Below are 15,951 nucleotides of genomic sequence, written 5' to 3'. Positions count from 1 at the left end.
TAAATTTAAGTATGGGCTTTTGATTTTAAACAGGATCTTCAATTGTTATAAATACAGCGCCTTTGCTTTTGTGCGCAGGTTATAGGCAGAAGCCATTACCTCGCCATAGGCGCCTGCTGTTTGTATGGCTATCAAATCGCCACGGCTAGTTTCTGGAAGCATAACTGCCTTCCCAAAACAATCCGATGATTCGCAGATAGGACCTACCACATCATAACGTACTTCAGCTTTGCTGCTGCTTAAGTTTTCGATCTTATGATATGACTGGTACAGAGCAGGACGTATAAGCTCCGTCATGCCGGCATCAAGTATGGCAAAATTCGTGGTAATACCGTTTTTGATATACAGCACCCGTGATACAAGCGTACCGCACTGTGCTACCAGTGAACGTCCGAGTTCAAAGTGTACCTGCTGTCCTGGTCTTACTTCAAGAAACTGGTTAAACAAACCAAAATATGCCTCGAAATCCGGAATCGGGTTTTGCTCCGGGTGGTAATAATCCACGCCAAGTCCACCGCCTACGTTAATGTGCTCCAGTTCAATCTTGCGCGTCTCAAACCACTCCTGAAACTCATTTACACGCGTGCAAAGGTTTTTAAAAGCCGAGAGGTCTGTAATTTGTGAGCCAATATGGAAGTGTACACCGATTAACTTTAAGTTTGGCAGTTGCTGTAGTAGCGTCATCACACTGTCCAGTTCCCATGCGTTGATGCCAAATTTATTCTCCTCCAAGCCTGTAGTAATATACTTGTGCGTGTTGGCGTTTACATTCGGGTTAATACGCAGGGCAATGCGTGCAATCTTTCCTTTCGCAGCGGCTAGCTCATTAAGCACCTCCAGTTCATGGCTTGACTCACAGTTAAAACTGAAAATATCCTGATCCAGTGCGTAGTTAATCTCTTCGTCAGACTTACCTACTCCTGCAAAGACAACCTCTGCCGGTGCAAAGCCATTCTCGATGGCAGCCTTAACTTCGTTGCCGCTTACGCAGTCAGCGCCAAAGCCATAGGTGCGCATCTCGTTAAGAATAGGAGTATTGGCATTTGCCTTCAAAGCATAATGCACATGGTAGTTATACTTGTCAGCCTCTTGCTTTACTGCCTGTAGTGTTTGGCGCAGCAGGCCCAGGTTATATACATACAGCGGAGTAGGATGCTGCTGCAGCTCCTGCAAGTGCTGCTTAAGCGTTGTTTCCGTTGTTTCTTTCAAAGATTCCATCATTTAGTCTTGTAAGCGCCTCTACTTTATCGCTTGTGTTAATTAATAGGGTGATGTTGTTTTTACTGCCCCCGTAAGAGATCATGCGCAGCGGGATAGACTTCAGTGATTCGAATATCTTTAAGCCAGAGCCGCTTCGTTCGGCTATAAAATCGCCTACCACGCAAATAATTGTCTGGTCAGTATCAACCTCTACCTGTCCAAACTCTTTTAGCTCCGTAATAATTTCATTCAGGAACTTGCTGTTGTCTATAGTAAGCGAAACAGCTACCTCAGAAGTGGTGATCATATCGATAGGCGTTTTATACCTTTCGAACACTTCAAACACGCTTCTCAGGAAACCATAAGCCAACAACATTCTGCCTGACTTTATCTTGATAGCTGTGATATCATCTTTCGCAGCTACGGCTTTTATACTTCCGCCCTTGCTCTGTGAGGTGATGATGGTGCCTTTTGCCTCCGGCTGCATAGTGTTTAGCAAAAGCACCGGTATGTTCTTTTGCTTGGCCGGCAATACGCTGCTCGGGTGCAAAATCTTTGCGCCAAAGTATGCAAGCTCAGCTGCCTCGTCGAAAGACAATTCTGCAATTGGATAAGTGTTCTTTACAATGCGTGGGTCGTTGTTGTGCATACCGTCAATGTCAGTCCAGATCTGGATTTCAGATGCATCGGCAGCAGCACCAATCAAAGAAGCAGAGTAGTCTGAACCACCACGCTTTAAGTTATCTATTTCCCCGAAGGCATTGCGACAGATGTACCCTTGTGTGATAAAGAGCTTCGTGTCAGGATATTTTGCCAGCTCGGTTTTTAGGTTTTTTGCAATATAGTCTGCGTCTGGTTCCTCGTTCTCATCAATCTTCATAAAATTGAGCGCCGGCAAAAGCACAGACGGAATGCCCTGCTCCTCCAGGTAAAACTGGAAAAGCGCCGTAGACAATAGCTCGCCCTGAGCCAGCACCGCGCGTTCTTCGTGTACCGTAAAAAGGTCCAGCGTAAACGAACGGATGTGCTCGAAGTGGTTATTGATCAGCTCGTAAGCCTTTTTCTTAATATCGGTGGAGGTGTAGAATGCTTCTACCACCTGTTTATACTTATCGTGTAAGGAGTTTATCAGCTCCTTTGCTTCCTGGTTTTTGTTCTGGTACAGTTTTTCTGCAATCTGCACCAATGCATTCGTAGTGCCCGACATAGCCGAAAGCACTACGATCTTAGGCTCATCGTTTTGGATGAGCGAGGCAACTGCCCTCATTCGCTCAGCAGAGCCTACAGAGGTCCCACCGAATTTTAAGATTTTCATCTAGGTGTCTTAAAAATAAAATGTTAAGCTGCAAAAATAGTGCAGGGAGTTTAGAATATCAGTACAAACAGCAAATAAATCTAAAAGAGAAAGGCCACCTGTTGGGGCGGCCTTTCTCTTTTAGATATGGCTATGCTTAATGTGCTTTTACAACTTTTAGTATCTGGTTTAATCCAGTCCCGTTAACACGAAGTATATAAACGCCTTTACTCAAAGTATGGAGCGGCAGTGTAGTTTCTTGAAAGCCTTTCTCGGTTACAGTTTTGCTGCTGTAGACTACTTTGCCTTGGAGGTCTAGGAGTTGTATCTGCACATCACCCGCCTCCTCAAGTGCAAGCATTAGTGTAAGATCTTTCGAAAAAGGATTCGGATAAGCCTGTACTGCAGCTTTAGTATTGGCTTTTACACTAACCGCCACTGTCTTGCTGTAGCTATACTTTCCATCAAAATCTACCTGCTTTAAACGGTAATAGATTGTGCCGGAAGTAGGATGGCTGTCAGTGAAGGTATAGCGTACTGCTTGTTTTGTAGTGCCATTTCCCTTCACGGTGCCAATTTCCTTAAAGTCTTTTCCGTTTATACTTTTCTCAATTTCAAAGAAGTTGTTGTTGTCTTCTGATGCAGTGGTCCACTGCAGTTTCACTTTGTAATCAGCATATAGAGCCGTAAAGTTAGATAGCTCAACTGCATAGGGAAGAGGCTCAGAAGAACCATTTATGCTAAGCATTCTAATACCAACAGTCAAATCGGTTGTTTTGTCATAAGCATCAACTGTACGTACTGTGAAAATATAGTTTCCTGCTTGCAGCATGGATACATCCGTAATTTTAATTTCTCCGGTTGCATTATTAAGAGTAGATCCTCTAGGTAAAGTACCCGAGACAAAAGCAACACTCTTTATTCCCCCGTCCTCATCAGAAACAGTAGCAAGTACTTCGCCTTGCATATACTCATTTACATACTTTGTGGACTTTACACTGTAAATAGCGGCGCAGTTTACTGTTATGGTAACTGTGCTTGAGCTGCTAGTAGGGGTGCCGCAGTTTGACGTAACTGTCCAGGTAAACTGATATGTGCCTGATGTAAGCCCTGTAATATCAGAGTTTGCGGAATTTATACTGACGATAGTGGCGCCTGCAGGTCCGCTTGTTTGGCTCCAGGTGCCGGTACCTGGAGACGGGTCACTCCCTTGCAGTGTATATTTGTTACCGCATACAGTTACATTAGAGCCAGCCGATACAGTTGCTGGAATACCATTGGTAACCTCTACAGTTGGCTCTGTTACTAGAAAAGAAGTACAACTGCTGTCTACAACCCTAATTCTGTAGTTCTTTATGCCTAATGTGTTTAGTGCACCTGTGCTAAGCGACACTTTTGTACCTGTACTGCCAGCTATACCGGAACCTACTTGCGTGTTAGTAGCTTTATCGATAAGGCTATATGTAGAGCCTGTATAACCGTCAAAACTAAAGCTTACGCTACCGCCGCTGCATACTTTTGTGGCAGTTTGTGTTACCTGTTGCGTCACTGTTGGGCCAGCTATTGTTATTCTTACAAACTTGGAGTTTACATTTTCTGTACCACACTGTGTAGATACACTCTTTATGTAAACGCTGTAATCTGCTGTAGTATGTACTGTTATGGGCGGGAATGCAATGCTGCCTGCAGTAGTGGGTTCAATAGCTGTACCTAAAAATGTGCTTGTTGTAATATTGTAGAGTTGGTACGAATAACCAGTGGCGGCATTTATAACCGTTACGGTTGTGCTAAGGCCAGGGCAACCGGATGTTGTAGAAGCTGTTATGTCGTATGTGTTTGGTACTTGCGGGTATACGCCCACTGTAACAGCAGAGCCAACGTTCGGCTCACAGTTTACGCTGCCAACTTTTGTCGCCTTTACCTGCAAGGTAGTAGGATCTACCGTCATGGGGCCCGATGCAAGTGAGATTGTAGAGCCTGTACCTAATACGGAGCTTCCGGTGCGTGTGTATACGCCGTTGGCATACACATACATGTTATAGATAACACCGTTTTCAGATCCGCCCAGTTTTAAAGTTACTGTACTGTTGTAGCAAGCTTTAGCAGGCGAGACGATGGATGACGTGACAATAAATGTAGTGAGTGGCTGCTTACATTGCACAAACACAACCGGAGAAGGCGCACTTTCGCAGGAGGTGGATGTTTTGACTGTCACATAAAGATCCGCACCTGAATAGAGCTCTAAAGGAGAAATGCCTGAAAAAGACCAGCTGCCGTTGGTAGCAGTTGTGGTGCCGTAAGGCGATCCTCCGATATAAAGTGTTACGATCTTGCCAGTGCCGTTTGCCACCGTGCCAGATAGGGTAGTAGCGCCCTCTATTACCGGTACAGATGTTATAGCCAGTCCTGTGTTTGACTCAGGAGAACGCAACGTTACTGTACTGGAAGCTGAGCTAATGCTTTTGCCATCTGCTGTTGCTCTGGCGTAAAAGGATATGCCGTTTGCAATGGTTGTATTAACCGTCCAAGCTCCGCTTGCGTTTACTGTAGCCGGGCTACCAATTACTGCATTGCTTACAGCATCGTATAACTGAACCAGAGTACCTGCAGGCTCTTTACAAGCACCGGATACACTTGTTATACTTCCTGTCGTACAGAATGAACCTGCAATTGTTGGAGCTGAGGTAACTGCAGTTACAGTAAAGAAGTTTGATCTGCTGGATGCTAAGTCTCCGCAGGAATAGCTGCCGTTTTTAGTGCCAGCCTCAACTGTTCTTGCTGTAATAACATCACCTGTAGACAGCGCAAGCGAACTGATGTTGATCTGCCAGTTAATAGTTGTAGGAATTACTGTATAGGACATCATCCTCTCCCCGTTTTTGAAGATATAAACAGCATCTCCGGTTTTGCTTACAGTTCCAAAAATGGTGGTAATGCTGTTTTTAATAGAAGGCCCTGTGCTGGTTGTTAAATCAGGATAAGTAACACTGGTTATTGTTACCGTTGTGCTGTTAAAGGTAGACTGTCCATTACCATTGTAGCATACTTCATTTGATTTAAATGACTCGCATTGACCGGTAGGGGTTGTGGTAACAGCCCACATACCTGCATCCAGTGCTGTGGACAGTTCCCAGGTATAGGGAGCGGCGGTTCCAACAGCCGTAACAGTATGAGTGGCAACAGAAGTTGTGCCTCCGTTTTGGTATACTTTGATTACCTGCTGCCCCGGATACTGAGTAGTGCCTGCTAAAGACTTTATACTTCCGTTAGAAACTCCTGTAATGGTAGGCGGAACAGTAGCCGTGCAGAAAGAAGCCAAGGAAATGACATTTACAGCAACAGACGCAACAGATTCCGGTTTACCCGGAGCTAAGACTGTAGCAGTGATCTGGGCACCACCGATAAGGGTGCCAAAAGGAATGCCGGACAAGGTCCAGGTGCCGGTTGAGCTAACAGTTGGGCAAGCTAAAGTGCCACCGCAGATCAGCGTGCCGTTCTGGTATAGCCTGATTACAGAGCCTGCGGCCTCTACTGAGGTGCCGCTTATACTTGTGCTGGAGGTAAAAATTGTGCTGCTGATAATAGGAGGACGGGCTAAAATAGTGGTAGAAGGAAACCCACCGTTCATGAGTTCATTCAGAGACACACTCGGGAAGCTATTTATTACATCAGCCCAGGCATTTCTGGCTTCACCGCCATAAGTTCCGCTAAAGTTTACTCCACCAACATCAGACACCGTTCCGGTAATGCCACTTTGGGCACTGGTGATGGTAATGCCTGTCATGCGCAATCTGGTGTCTGCTGTAATACCACCTGCAAACGCTGTAAGTGGCAGGTAAAAATCATAGAAATAGTCATCGTCGCCACTAGCTTTCGATGCAGCTATAGACTTTTGAAAGTACTGGTCTGTAGAGCCTGTCCAGATCTTGGATCCTCCATTTGGTTGATTACGGTGGTCGTATAGACTCACATCGAAGTTGGCGGCAAGTACGATCTCATATTCAAAACCAGGGTTGGGAGTGCTAGATGGAGTAGTGCCGGATACAAGATTTCCAAAAAGATTGTTAGAATCAATCATGATACTGTATCCTTTCGATGCTGTAGACTGCTTGCCAAGCCTAACACGGAACATCAGGTTCTTGCCATCATAATACGCTGCGATGGGAGAACCCGTACCACCTGACGATTGGGAAGGGACAAGGTCTGTGTGCCCTCCGCTGGTACCTGTTACAAGATCACCTACCACCTCCGTAGCCATAGTTGGAAAAGGCCTATAAGGAATTTCGCTGTTGTTGGTGGTTTCGTCGTTTGTTCCTGTAAATCCAGTGGCAGCTTTAGATACATATCCGTCGCCGTTAGGATCTAATATTTTATTACCACCGTTAGCAGCGGGCTTAAATATTAATCCTGGTGTTTGCGCACTCAGCTCTCCTGTTGTTATAAGAAACGTAATTAGTATAACCAATAGGCAGAATGATAGCTTTAGAGCATCTCTCATTTTGTTAATTACCAGATAGATAGTTTGAAAAGGTGAAGCAGGTGAGATGGATTGAAGCAGGAATAAATAGTTTGTTTGCCTACATTGGTTTAACTAAAAGTTGGTTATAGCTAACTTGATGCGCGCAAATCTAAACTACATTAAATTATAAAAAAAAGGAGTTTAAACTCCCGAATTATACTTGCTAATGTATGATTAGGATTATTTAGGTGATAATGGGGTAGTGTAATGTAGGATAATTGAGAAAGGAACAAATTGTATTGTTAAAATTAAAACTTCATATGTATATATGTTCATGCTATATATATAGCAATTACGTTATAACTTTAACAATAATACTTGAGGCATTTCCACCAAAACCAGCAGCATTGATCAATATTCTATTTATAGTATTTTTCTGTGTGAAATTTTTTGAAAAATATTTCGGAATGTGCAGGTTTTCGCAAGAATCCAGCAGATACAGGCTATAATCAAGGCTTAAAGCACCAGATGCACCTAAGGTGTGGCCTAAAATCCACTTATTTGTTGTTATGGGCTGCTTTTTACCAGCAAAAACGGTATTAATCGCTTCCAGTTCTGCTTTGTCGCCAGCTTTGGTGCCAGGGGTGTGGCTGATGATAAGATCGATTTCCTGGTCATCGGCAGGTAACTGCGATAAAGCATGGCGCATGGACTTTTGGAAGTTCTGGCCTTCTGCTGATATACCTGTCTTGCTTATAATTTTTTCAAAACCAAACCCCACAGCTTCAATCACCATATCTCCTTTGTTAAGTTTGGCTGTGTCAGTTAGCTCAAGCGCAAATACTGCAGCACCCTCACCTAATACAAAAGTATTTTCCTGGTTGTTGTAGGGCCGGCAGGGGTAAGGAGCACCAGCAAGCTTAGAGTAAATCCCAATAGCCTTCATCTGCGCAATAGTGAAGGGAGTAAGAGGCGCTTCGGTACCGCCAGCCAGGAAACGCTTCGCCATACTGGCTTTTAACCAGGCCACACCATTGGCTACAGCCATAAGTGCCGTACTGCAGGTAATGGAATGGCTAATTTGGGCACCTCCTGCATTGACAGCGTGTGCTACCCAACTGGATAAGTTGCCAAGTGTAGTAGTAGGTGAGGCGCTAGAAGCAGTGGTTCCATTTATACTTTGTTGAAAGGAGCTGTAATGTTGCTCGAATAACCCTGTTGCACCACGCGAGGAGCCTATGTTAACAGCAAGGTCTTCGGAAGTATAATCTACAGAAGTCTGGCTTTCTTCATTAAGCCACCCGGCTTGTGAAGCAGCCTGGCGTGCCGCATAAACAGCCATTAAAACAGACCTATCAAGGTGTCTGTAGTTTGGGTTTGATTTGGCTAACCCTTGCAGTGCTTCTTCTGCAATGGCAGGTAAGGCGGCAACAGGTGTAAGTTCGTTGTTATGGAGGATAGTTGTGAAAGCTGGCTTACCCAAAGCGTAGGCAGCATTAACAGAAGCCACATCATGACCAAGTGGTGAAATTATGCCCTTGCCTCTGATAACGATATGTTTTTTTGCTTCTGCCAAAGTATAAATCAATGCAAATTAGCCACCAGTTCGTGCATACCTAGTATAGTTTTATAGATCTGCTCTAGCTGCTCGTTGGTGATACAGTAAGGCGGAATTATATATATGATATTGCCTAACGGACGCAGCAATACACCCTGTTCTAGAGCGAAATTGTAAAGTGTATCCCGCAGATTACTGAAGTATGAGGTTTGGCCAGCTTCAAATTCTACGGCAAGTATAGTGCCCTGCTGGCGCACTTCTTTTACATGCTGCAGCTTCCTGGCATTTGCGGCAAATATGTTATGCTGCTGTCCTATGCGATTTATACTTTGCTGTGTTTCTTCCTGAAGCAGTAAATCAAGGCTTGCCAGGCCCGCTGAACAAGCAATAGGGTTGCCGGTATAACTATGGCCGTGGAAGAATGTTTTGCTTTTGTCGTCGTGCAGAAAAGCTTCGTAAATCTGGTTGCTGCAGGTAGTGAGCCCCAGCGCCATAGTGCCGCCGGTTAGGCCTTTGGAAAAGCACATCATATCGGGTTGGTGCTGCACATAATGGCTGGCAAAATTACGGCCAGTGCGGCCAAAGCCAGTCATTACCTCGTCGGCGATGGTAAGTACACTGTACTTTTTACAGATGCCCATTAGTTTATCAAGCACCTCCGGTGTATACATTACCATACCTGCTGTGCCCAATACCAGAGGCTCGTAAATAAATGCCGCTGCACCTCCTGCTACAGCAATCGCCTCTAGTTGTTTTAAGGCTTCTTCTTCCTGGCCTTGTACTGGCACATCAATAAATTCGACATCAAATAAGTAGGACCAGAACGGAGCAGTAAATGTGCTGCGGCTGCTTACGGCCATGGCGCCAAAGGTGTCGCCGTGGTAACTGTCGCGGAAGGCGATAATTTTACGCTTTGGCTGGCCAACGTTATTCCAGTACTGTATTGCCATTTTGATAGCTACCTCTACAGCAGTAGAACCATTATCAGAATAAAAAGCGCGTTTCTGGTTTGCCGGTAAAATCTGCAGCAGTCGTTCTGCCAGCTCAACGGCCGCTGGGTGCGTAAAGCCAGCAAAGATCACGTGCTCCAGCGTCTGTAACTGTTGCGCTACCTTTTGAGCAATGTATGGGTGTGCATGTCCGTGCAAGTTTACCCACCAAGATGCTACAGCATCAATGTACGTTTTGCCATCTTCGGCAAACAAAAGTGCTCCATCGCCACGCATAATAGGAATGGGCAGGGCGGCAGTTTTCATCTGGGTGTAAGGGTGCCAGATAACATTTTGGTCACGTTGAGCTAAATCCATAGCCAAAGGTAAATATTAAAAGTGTGTGGATTTATACTTTGAAAGTTTGTATGAGCAGTAACAGCGTACTAAACCGGCTTTTAAAGTATATGTTTTGCCTTAACAGATCAAATCACTCCTTTATTCCCTTCTTTGCTAAGGCGGGGATTCTTGTTCTTCTAACTCATCTGCCAGCGTTATACCTTTTGTTTCCCTTTCCTGTTTGTATGAAGATAGGCTAAGCATTTGCTACAAAGCGTAAAGCAAACTTCCGCAGCGGCAAAATTATCCTCTTAATAGAAATAGGGGAGTGTTCATGATTTACAGAAAAAATGTTAATCATGTTTTTTACTCAGCTTTGAAGTATAAATCAATTAGTAGAGTTGAAGCTATAGGCTATATCCTGTTTTTTATACTATAAATATCCTTCAAACTGCTTAGCATACTCGGCTACGGTATCCTTGCAAAAATCAGCTTCCTGGCGGATGGATGGTAGGCGGCGCAGACCGGTATACTTAATGATGAAGTCTTCTGAGCTTGGGGTTTCCTCGCCGTTGAAGATGATGCCTGCTACCGGTATCTTACGGTAACGAAGCACTTCTGCCGTGAGTAAAGTATGGTTTATACTTCCGAGGTAGTTGCGTGATACCAATACCACCTCTAGCCCGAGCTGTTGCACCAGGTCCAATACAAGGTAGCGTTTGTTTAAAGGTACCATCAACCCTCCGGCTCCTTCTACAATTAAGTTGTTGCTGGTTTCGGGTAGCTTTAGCCCATGCACATCAATTTCGATGCCCTCGGCAGCGGCGGCACGATGGGGAGAAGCAGCCATTTTGAGGCGGTAAGCTTCCGGGTGAAAGACAGATACAGGGTTAGACACCAGACTCATAACAGTGTCCGTGTCAGTAAAATCCAGACCGCCTGCCTGTACAGGTTTCCAGTAGTCGGCTTGCAGGGCTTCGGTAAGTATGGCGGCAGCAACTGTCTTGCCCACATCTGTACCGATACCTGTTACAAAATAACGTTTCATGTTCCTTTGGCTATGGCCTGCACGAGGCCCTCAATTTCTTCTTCTGTATTATATGCGTGCACAATTATCCGTAAACGCTCCTGGCCTTGCGGCACGGTAGGGCTGAGCACGGGGCGCACATCAAAACCACTTTGTTGTAAGTATAAGGCCAGCTCTTTTAGCTTTTTTATATCGCCACTCTCCAGGAAAACAGAAAGTATGACACTCTCTTCTGGAGCACAGCGGATGCCCTTTACTTTATTCAGTTGCTCCAACAGGTGTTCTGCCAGCTTGTTTACATGCTGACGTTCTTTGTCCAACTCCGGCAACAATTTATATGCGCATTGCAGCGTTATAAGTGCATGGGTTGGTAAACCTGTTGTGTATATAAAAGCGCGACTAAAATTTATCAGGTAGTCGCGCAGTACTTTTGATCCTACCACAGCTGCTCCGTGGCTGCCCATAGCTTTGCCATAGGTAATTACCTGTGCAAATACCTTATCCTCTAAGCCAAGCGCAACAGTTAAGCCTTCGCCTTTTGGTCCATACAAACCAACAGCGTGAGCTTCATCTACAATTAGAGCTATACTTTGCTCCTGGCACAGCTGCGCTAGCTCTGCTAATGGTGCCATGTCACCATCCATGGAGTAAACAGACTCTACTACCACGAAAGCTGTGCCTGTAGCATGGCTCAATTTCCGCCGCAGGTCCTTCAGGTTATTGTGCTTAAAGCTGTAGCTTTTTGCAAAACTAAGGCGCATACCATCTTTGATAGAGGCGTGTATGGCCTCATCGTAAAAAATAGAGTCGCCGCGCTGTGGCAGGGCAGATAGAAGCCCAACATTAGCCGCGTATCCGGAGTTAAACAGCAATGCTGCTTCGCCGTGATGGTATTGCGCTATCGTTTCTTCTAGTTCCTTAAATAAAGTATTGTTGCCAGATAAAAGTCGGGAGCCGGTCGCCCCCATTGGCAGATGTTTGTATTTGTTCTCGTACTCCTGGACCAGTGCCCGCAGTTTTTCGGAGCGAGCAAAACCAAGGTAATCATTAGAGCAAAAATCTATTAAGGCGGAAGTGGTTTTTAGTTGGCGCAAGTTGCCCTGCACCTCCCGCTCTTCCAGCTTTTGCTGCAATCTATTTAACAAATGATTATGTGACAAAGGACCAAGGATTTAAAGACAACATTGAATTTAATAAAAGTCTTTGGTCTTATGTCAAATAGTCTTTTGTCAATACACTAGCAAACGTGCTGTGTTTCCTCTTTAAAAGATTTTCTTGGAGTTAGGCCAAGCAATTCAAACATAGCTTTATCCTGATCAAAGTCAGGGTTTGGCGTAGTAAGCAGCTTTTCGCCTGTGAAAATAGAGTTCGCACCAGCTAAGAAACAAAGTGCCTGATCAGTTACGCTCATGCGCTCACGCCCTGCTGATAAGCGTACCATTGTTTTAGGCATCAGGATACGCGCTGTTGCGATCATGCGCACCATCTCCCAAACAGTTACCAATGGCTGGTTCTCAAGCGGAGTACCTTTAACTGGTACCAGCGCATTTACCGGAACTGACTCTGGGTGTTGCACTAGCGTAGATAATGTATGGAGCATACCAATACGGTCTTCGTCTGTTTCGCCTAAACCGATAATGCCACCAGAACAAACCGAAATACCTGCCTTACGCACGTTCTCAATTGTATCCAAGCGATCGTCGTAAGTGCGGGTAGTAATGATGTTGCTATAGTTCTCTTCTGAAGTATCCAGGTTGTGGTTGTAGGCATACAGGCCAGCCTCTTTCAGCTTCTCGGCCTGATACTCGTTTACCATGCCTAATGTGCAGCATACTTCCAGGCCCATTTCGTTTACGCCTTTCACCATGTCCAGCACTTTGTCGAAGTCGCGGTTATCGCGCACTTCGCGCCATGCGGCACCCATGCAGAAACGGGTTGAGCCGCCATCTTTTGCACGCTGTGCGGCTGTTAGCACCTGCTCTTGGCTCAGTAGCTTGTGCACATCAACACCTGTGTGAAAACGTGCTGCCTGTGGGCAGTAAGAACAATCTTCGGGGCAGCCGCCTGTTTTAACCGAAAGTAAAGTACATACCTGCACCTCGCCGGTAGCCTGGTACTGCTTGTGCACGTTAGCCGCCTCTACAATTAGCTCAAGTACGGGTTTATAGTATATCTCCTTTATCTCTTCCAGGGTCCAGTCGGTGCGGATGCCTGTGTTTTGTTCGTTGTGCGTCATGGTACTCGTAGTTAGGGTTACGAAGTTAATTTGAAGATTTATGAAATAAAAATCAAAAATATGGGCAGATTTCGTGGATAATTAGTTAAGTAATTCAGATTGTGTAGGTTTTCTGTGGAAAAAATGGTCTGTTAATTTGTTGAAAAATTTTACTCTCTGATTTAGATAAGTAGTAAAAGGCATTGTTCTTCTACTAGCAATAAGCTTAATCTAGTATTTAAAGCATTTCAGCATCTGATTGGTGGTGCAATTTCTGATTGCACCAGGAGCTGTACCTTCTCAAAATATTCTTGTTAAACTTACTTACCGGTAAGTTCTATATTGTTCTCGTCTCATACCCATTTTTTTCGATAGAGTTTGGCTCTAATACCTATTTTTCAGGTAATATCCTGATACTCTTTGCATACCGAAAACATTCATAAAAGCACGTGAAGCATGATATAAGGCAAATTCCAACTTGCTTTTATGAATATATATATAAATTATGTAACATAGTTTATAGTGTGGCGTAAAAGCTTTATATTCAACTATATAATAATATATGTATTACTGCTGTTGAACCCTGTACATATAATGAATAACATAAGAGTAATTTATTTGAAGTATAAGGTTCTCCTTTTACAGAAGATAAGCCAGGTGCTTCTCGGTAAATTGAGTGGTAATGTACCTTCTACTGTTATTAACTCGATAGAAGAGAATCTTTACAATCCAATTATAAGGAGACATGTAAAGGAAATAATCACTATAGCTAATCCTTTAATTGAAACTTATCACTTCCCAGCACATTTCCCATCAACGTTCAGGAGACATAAAGCTTTCGATAAGAAAAATCTGTATCTTCTGAATAATGTTTGTGTATCTCCTTATTCTGGGCTTACCTGGATTGATAGGTGTTTCTTTCTAGTGGAGAGTCTAGGGTCTTTGTACAGAATGATTGGCTGGGAGAATATGCTACATGAGCCTTTACTTAAATGGGAGCAATTGCATGAAGAAGAGTATGTAATCAGCTGCCCTAACCACCCGTTTTTCCATTGGATTTTCGAGTCATTGCCAGGAATTCTGATTTCCTTGGAAGCCATGCCCTCAGCTAAGATTATGGTACCAAAGGATTGTCCCTCTTACTGCAGAGAGCTGCTTATGCTCATACTTGGAGAGCAGGATTATAATGATCGGATTATAGTGGCCAATGGTATGAAACTAATTCCGAAGTACTTTACACTGCAACAGGAACCTGATGCTGGCTTTGTGCACCCTGTAGCTATTGAGTACTTACATCAACTTAGAGACAAAGTGGTACCACGAACAACTATATCTTTGGCTCCTACTAAAATTTATATATCCAGAAGAAAAACCCCTAAAAGGAAGCTAGCAAATGAAGAAGAAGTAGAGCAAGTAGTGCATAAGCTTGGCTTTTCTATAGTTTACAGTGAAGAACTTTCTATTGAGGAGCAAATGATAATTTTCTCGCATGCCACTTGTATTGTAGCACCGCATGGGGCAGGGCTAAGTAACATGGTGTGGGCAAGGCAAAGTATAAACATCATCGAAATTTTTACATCAGCTTATTTTAACGATTGCTTCGGCAGGCTGGCCGTTTCTTTGGGTTTCAAATACGATTACATAAACGCAGTAGAACACAGAGGTAGTGGTGGTATGGTGATGATTGATGAATTAAGAAGTAAGGTACAGAGTATACTAAAGGAGGAACCTGAGAAGCTTTTACCTGTTGTTGGTGTTAAGTAGTAATCTTTGCTTTATTGATCTTACCACTTTCTCTAGTTTATCTGTGGCAGCATTTCTTGCAGTTTAAATAGTGGGTTGTAAAATTTCCAAGTCCCTTCTAATCACAGTACTTAGTTTGCAGTTGCAGTAGTCTTTATGCTAAATGTGTAGTTCATTATAGTACAGAAGGTTTTAAAGACAGAATAGTAAATAGTAATCCAGTAAATTTTACTTTATGTATTTTGTTGAAAGCCGGTAAGTAATTATTTGTCACTGGACACCTATGTGCAAAGTAAACTAACGATTCTGGCGACTATGATTCCTGTACTACTTCTTACACCAACGATATAATTAAATCACGCAATTACTCTGACAGAACTTTATTCAGACTATGGATCATACTGCTATTGTTTCCATACCCACAGATTATGCTAAGGTCATTAAAATTTCAGCTGCGTATGTGGCAAAGGGACTATTGTTGATTGTGTGTGTGCTTCTCTGTATGCATAGTATAGGTTTGGTACTGGAAAGTATAGTAGAGTATGAGTCTCGGCTTACACGCATAATTGTTAGGTACTTCGATTTTAACGGTGAAGAGAATGTGCCAGCTTTCTTTTCTTCGGTTATGCTCCTTATAGCGGCAAGTTTACTTTACCTGATTTTTCTGGTAAACAGCAAAGTTGATAAACGCAACGGGAGAAGATATTGGTTAGTACTTTCACTAATCTTTGTTTTTATGGCAATTGATGAGAGCGCACAAGTACACGAGCACGTTGCAGAGTTTGTAAGGCCCCAACTGAGCTCTGACTTAAACGGGCTTCTCTACTGGTCTTGGGTGTTACCATATGCTGCAGGAGTAGCATTGCTTGGCGTATTCTTTTTGAAGTGGGTATTCTCACTGCCTTCATTTACCCGTAATCTGTTCTTGGCCTCTGGATGTATATTTGTTGGTGCTGCAATAGGCTTTGAACTAGTGGAAGGGTATCTGTACAAGCATTACGGCATTGATCATATCTACAACAGGATCATGTATACTTTCGAAGAACTTTTGGAGATGGGGGCTATAGTGCTATTCATCTTTGCTTTGCTAGACTACCTTGCCTCGTTAAACCCCGTCTTGCTTATCTCGAATAAAGTTTCAGAAATAAAACAGGCTGTTTAATACTTTACTTCGGTAAAAGTAGCAT

At 43.8% G+C, this 15,951-nt stretch carries 10 protein-coding genes; 2 read left to right on the top strand and 8 right to left on the bottom strand.

The genetic code is table 11. The features are described from left to right. Positions 1-45: 45 nt before the first annotated feature. The 8 genes from lysA to bioB form a co-directional block, all read right to left on the bottom strand. Entirely contained in the window at positions 46-1,209 is a 1,164-nt protein-coding gene (gene lysA / locus H8S84_RS06640; RefSeq protein WP_230407056.1) for a diaminopimelate decarboxylase, read from the bottom strand. Further along, entirely contained in the window at positions 1,181-2,515 is a 1,335-nt protein-coding gene (locus H8S84_RS06635; RefSeq protein ID WP_187066450.1) for an aspartate kinase, read from the bottom strand. Before H8S84_RS06635 ends, lysA begins: the two co-directional genes overlap by 29 nt. Positions 2,516-2,651: 136 nt before the next feature. Then, positions 2,652-6,992: a T9SS type A sorting domain-containing protein gene (locus tag H8S84_RS06630; RefSeq protein ID WP_187066449.1), complete on the bottom strand. Its 4,341-nt coding sequence runs from the start codon at positions 6,990-6,992 to the stop codon at positions 2,652-2,654. Positions 6,993-7,305: 313 nt separating this feature from the next. Beyond that, the gene (locus tag H8S84_RS06625) at positions 7,306-8,529 is read right to left on the bottom strand and encodes a beta-ketoacyl synthase N-terminal-like domain-containing protein (protein ID WP_187066448.1); all 1,224 of its coding nucleotides are present in this window, start codon (positions 8,527-8,529) and stop codon (positions 7,306-7,308) included. A gap of 8 nt (positions 8,530-8,537) precedes the next feature. Then, positions 8,538-9,818, bottom strand: a complete 1,281-nt coding sequence (bioA, locus tag H8S84_RS06620; RefSeq protein ID WP_187066447.1) for an adenosylmethionine--8-amino-7-oxononanoate transaminase — start codon at positions 9,816-9,818, stop codon at positions 8,538-8,540. Between the two features lie 394 nt (positions 9,819-10,212). Next, entirely contained in the window at positions 10,213-10,827 is a 615-nt protein-coding gene (gene bioD / locus H8S84_RS06615; protein WP_187066446.1) for a dethiobiotin synthase, read from the bottom strand. Next, on the bottom strand, positions 10,824-11,939 hold the full coding sequence (locus H8S84_RS06610) for an aminotransferase class I/II-fold pyridoxal phosphate-dependent enzyme (RefSeq protein ID WP_230407055.1): 1,116 nt from the start codon (positions 11,937-11,939) through the stop codon (positions 10,824-10,826). Before H8S84_RS06610 ends, bioD begins: the two co-directional genes overlap by 4 nt. Positions 11,940-12,043: 104 nt before the next feature. After that, complete coding sequence (bioB, locus tag H8S84_RS06605; RefSeq protein WP_187066444.1) at positions 12,044-13,042, bottom strand: biotin synthase BioB; 999 nt, start codon at positions 13,040-13,042, stop codon at positions 12,044-12,046. Positions 13,043-13,615: 573 nt separating this feature from the next. On the opposite strand from bioB, the gene H8S84_RS06600 reads away from it, so the two are divergent. Then, on the top strand, positions 13,616-14,785 hold the full coding sequence (locus H8S84_RS06600) for a glycosyltransferase family 61 protein (RefSeq protein WP_187066443.1): 1,170 nt from the start codon (positions 13,616-13,618) through the stop codon (positions 14,783-14,785). 370 nt (positions 14,786-15,155) lie between these two features. After that, positions 15,156-15,926 carry a multidrug transporter gene (locus H8S84_RS06595; protein WP_222621582.1) on the top strand — a complete coding sequence of 257 codons (771 nt, stop codon included), beginning with the start codon at positions 15,156-15,158 and terminating at the stop codon, positions 15,924-15,926. The last annotated feature ends 25 nt before the right edge of the window (positions 15,927-15,951 follow it).

It is taken from the genome of Pontibacter cellulosilyticus, assembly GCF_014306105.1.
In the GTDB taxonomy this organism is placed as follows: domain Bacteria; phylum Bacteroidota; class Bacteroidia; order Cytophagales; family Hymenobacteraceae; genus Pontibacter; species Pontibacter cellulosilyticus.
Note: the sequence above shows the minus strand (reverse complement) of the source record. Positions and strands in the feature narration are given on the sequence as shown.

What these genes read in the sequence shown, in the direction of transcription:
- bioB (WP_187066444.1), bottom strand. Translation starts at nt 13,042, where the DNA reads ATGACGCACAACGAACAAAACACAGGCATCCGCACCGACTGGACCCTG.
- bioD (WP_187066446.1), bottom strand. Translation starts at nt 10,827, where the DNA reads ATGAAACGTTATTTTGTAACAGGTATCGGTACAGATGTGGGCAAGACA.
- bioA (WP_187066447.1), bottom strand. Translation starts at nt 9,818, where the DNA reads ATGGATTTAGCTCAACGTGACCAAAATGTTATCTGGCACCCTTACACC.
- H8S84_RS06595 (WP_222621582.1), top strand. Translation starts at nt 15,156, where the DNA reads ATGGATCATACTGCTATTGTTTCCATACCCACAGATTATGCTAAGGTC.
- H8S84_RS06600 (WP_187066443.1), top strand. Translation starts at nt 13,616, where the DNA reads ATGAATAACATAAGAGTAATTTATTTGAAGTATAAGGTTCTCCTTTTA.
- H8S84_RS06630 (WP_187066449.1), bottom strand. Translation starts at nt 6,992, where the DNA reads ATGAGAGATGCTCTAAAGCTATCATTCTGCCTATTGGTTATACTAATT.
- H8S84_RS06635 (WP_187066450.1), bottom strand. Translation starts at nt 2,515, where the DNA reads ATGAAAATCTTAAAATTCGGTGGGACCTCTGTAGGCTCTGCTGAGCGA.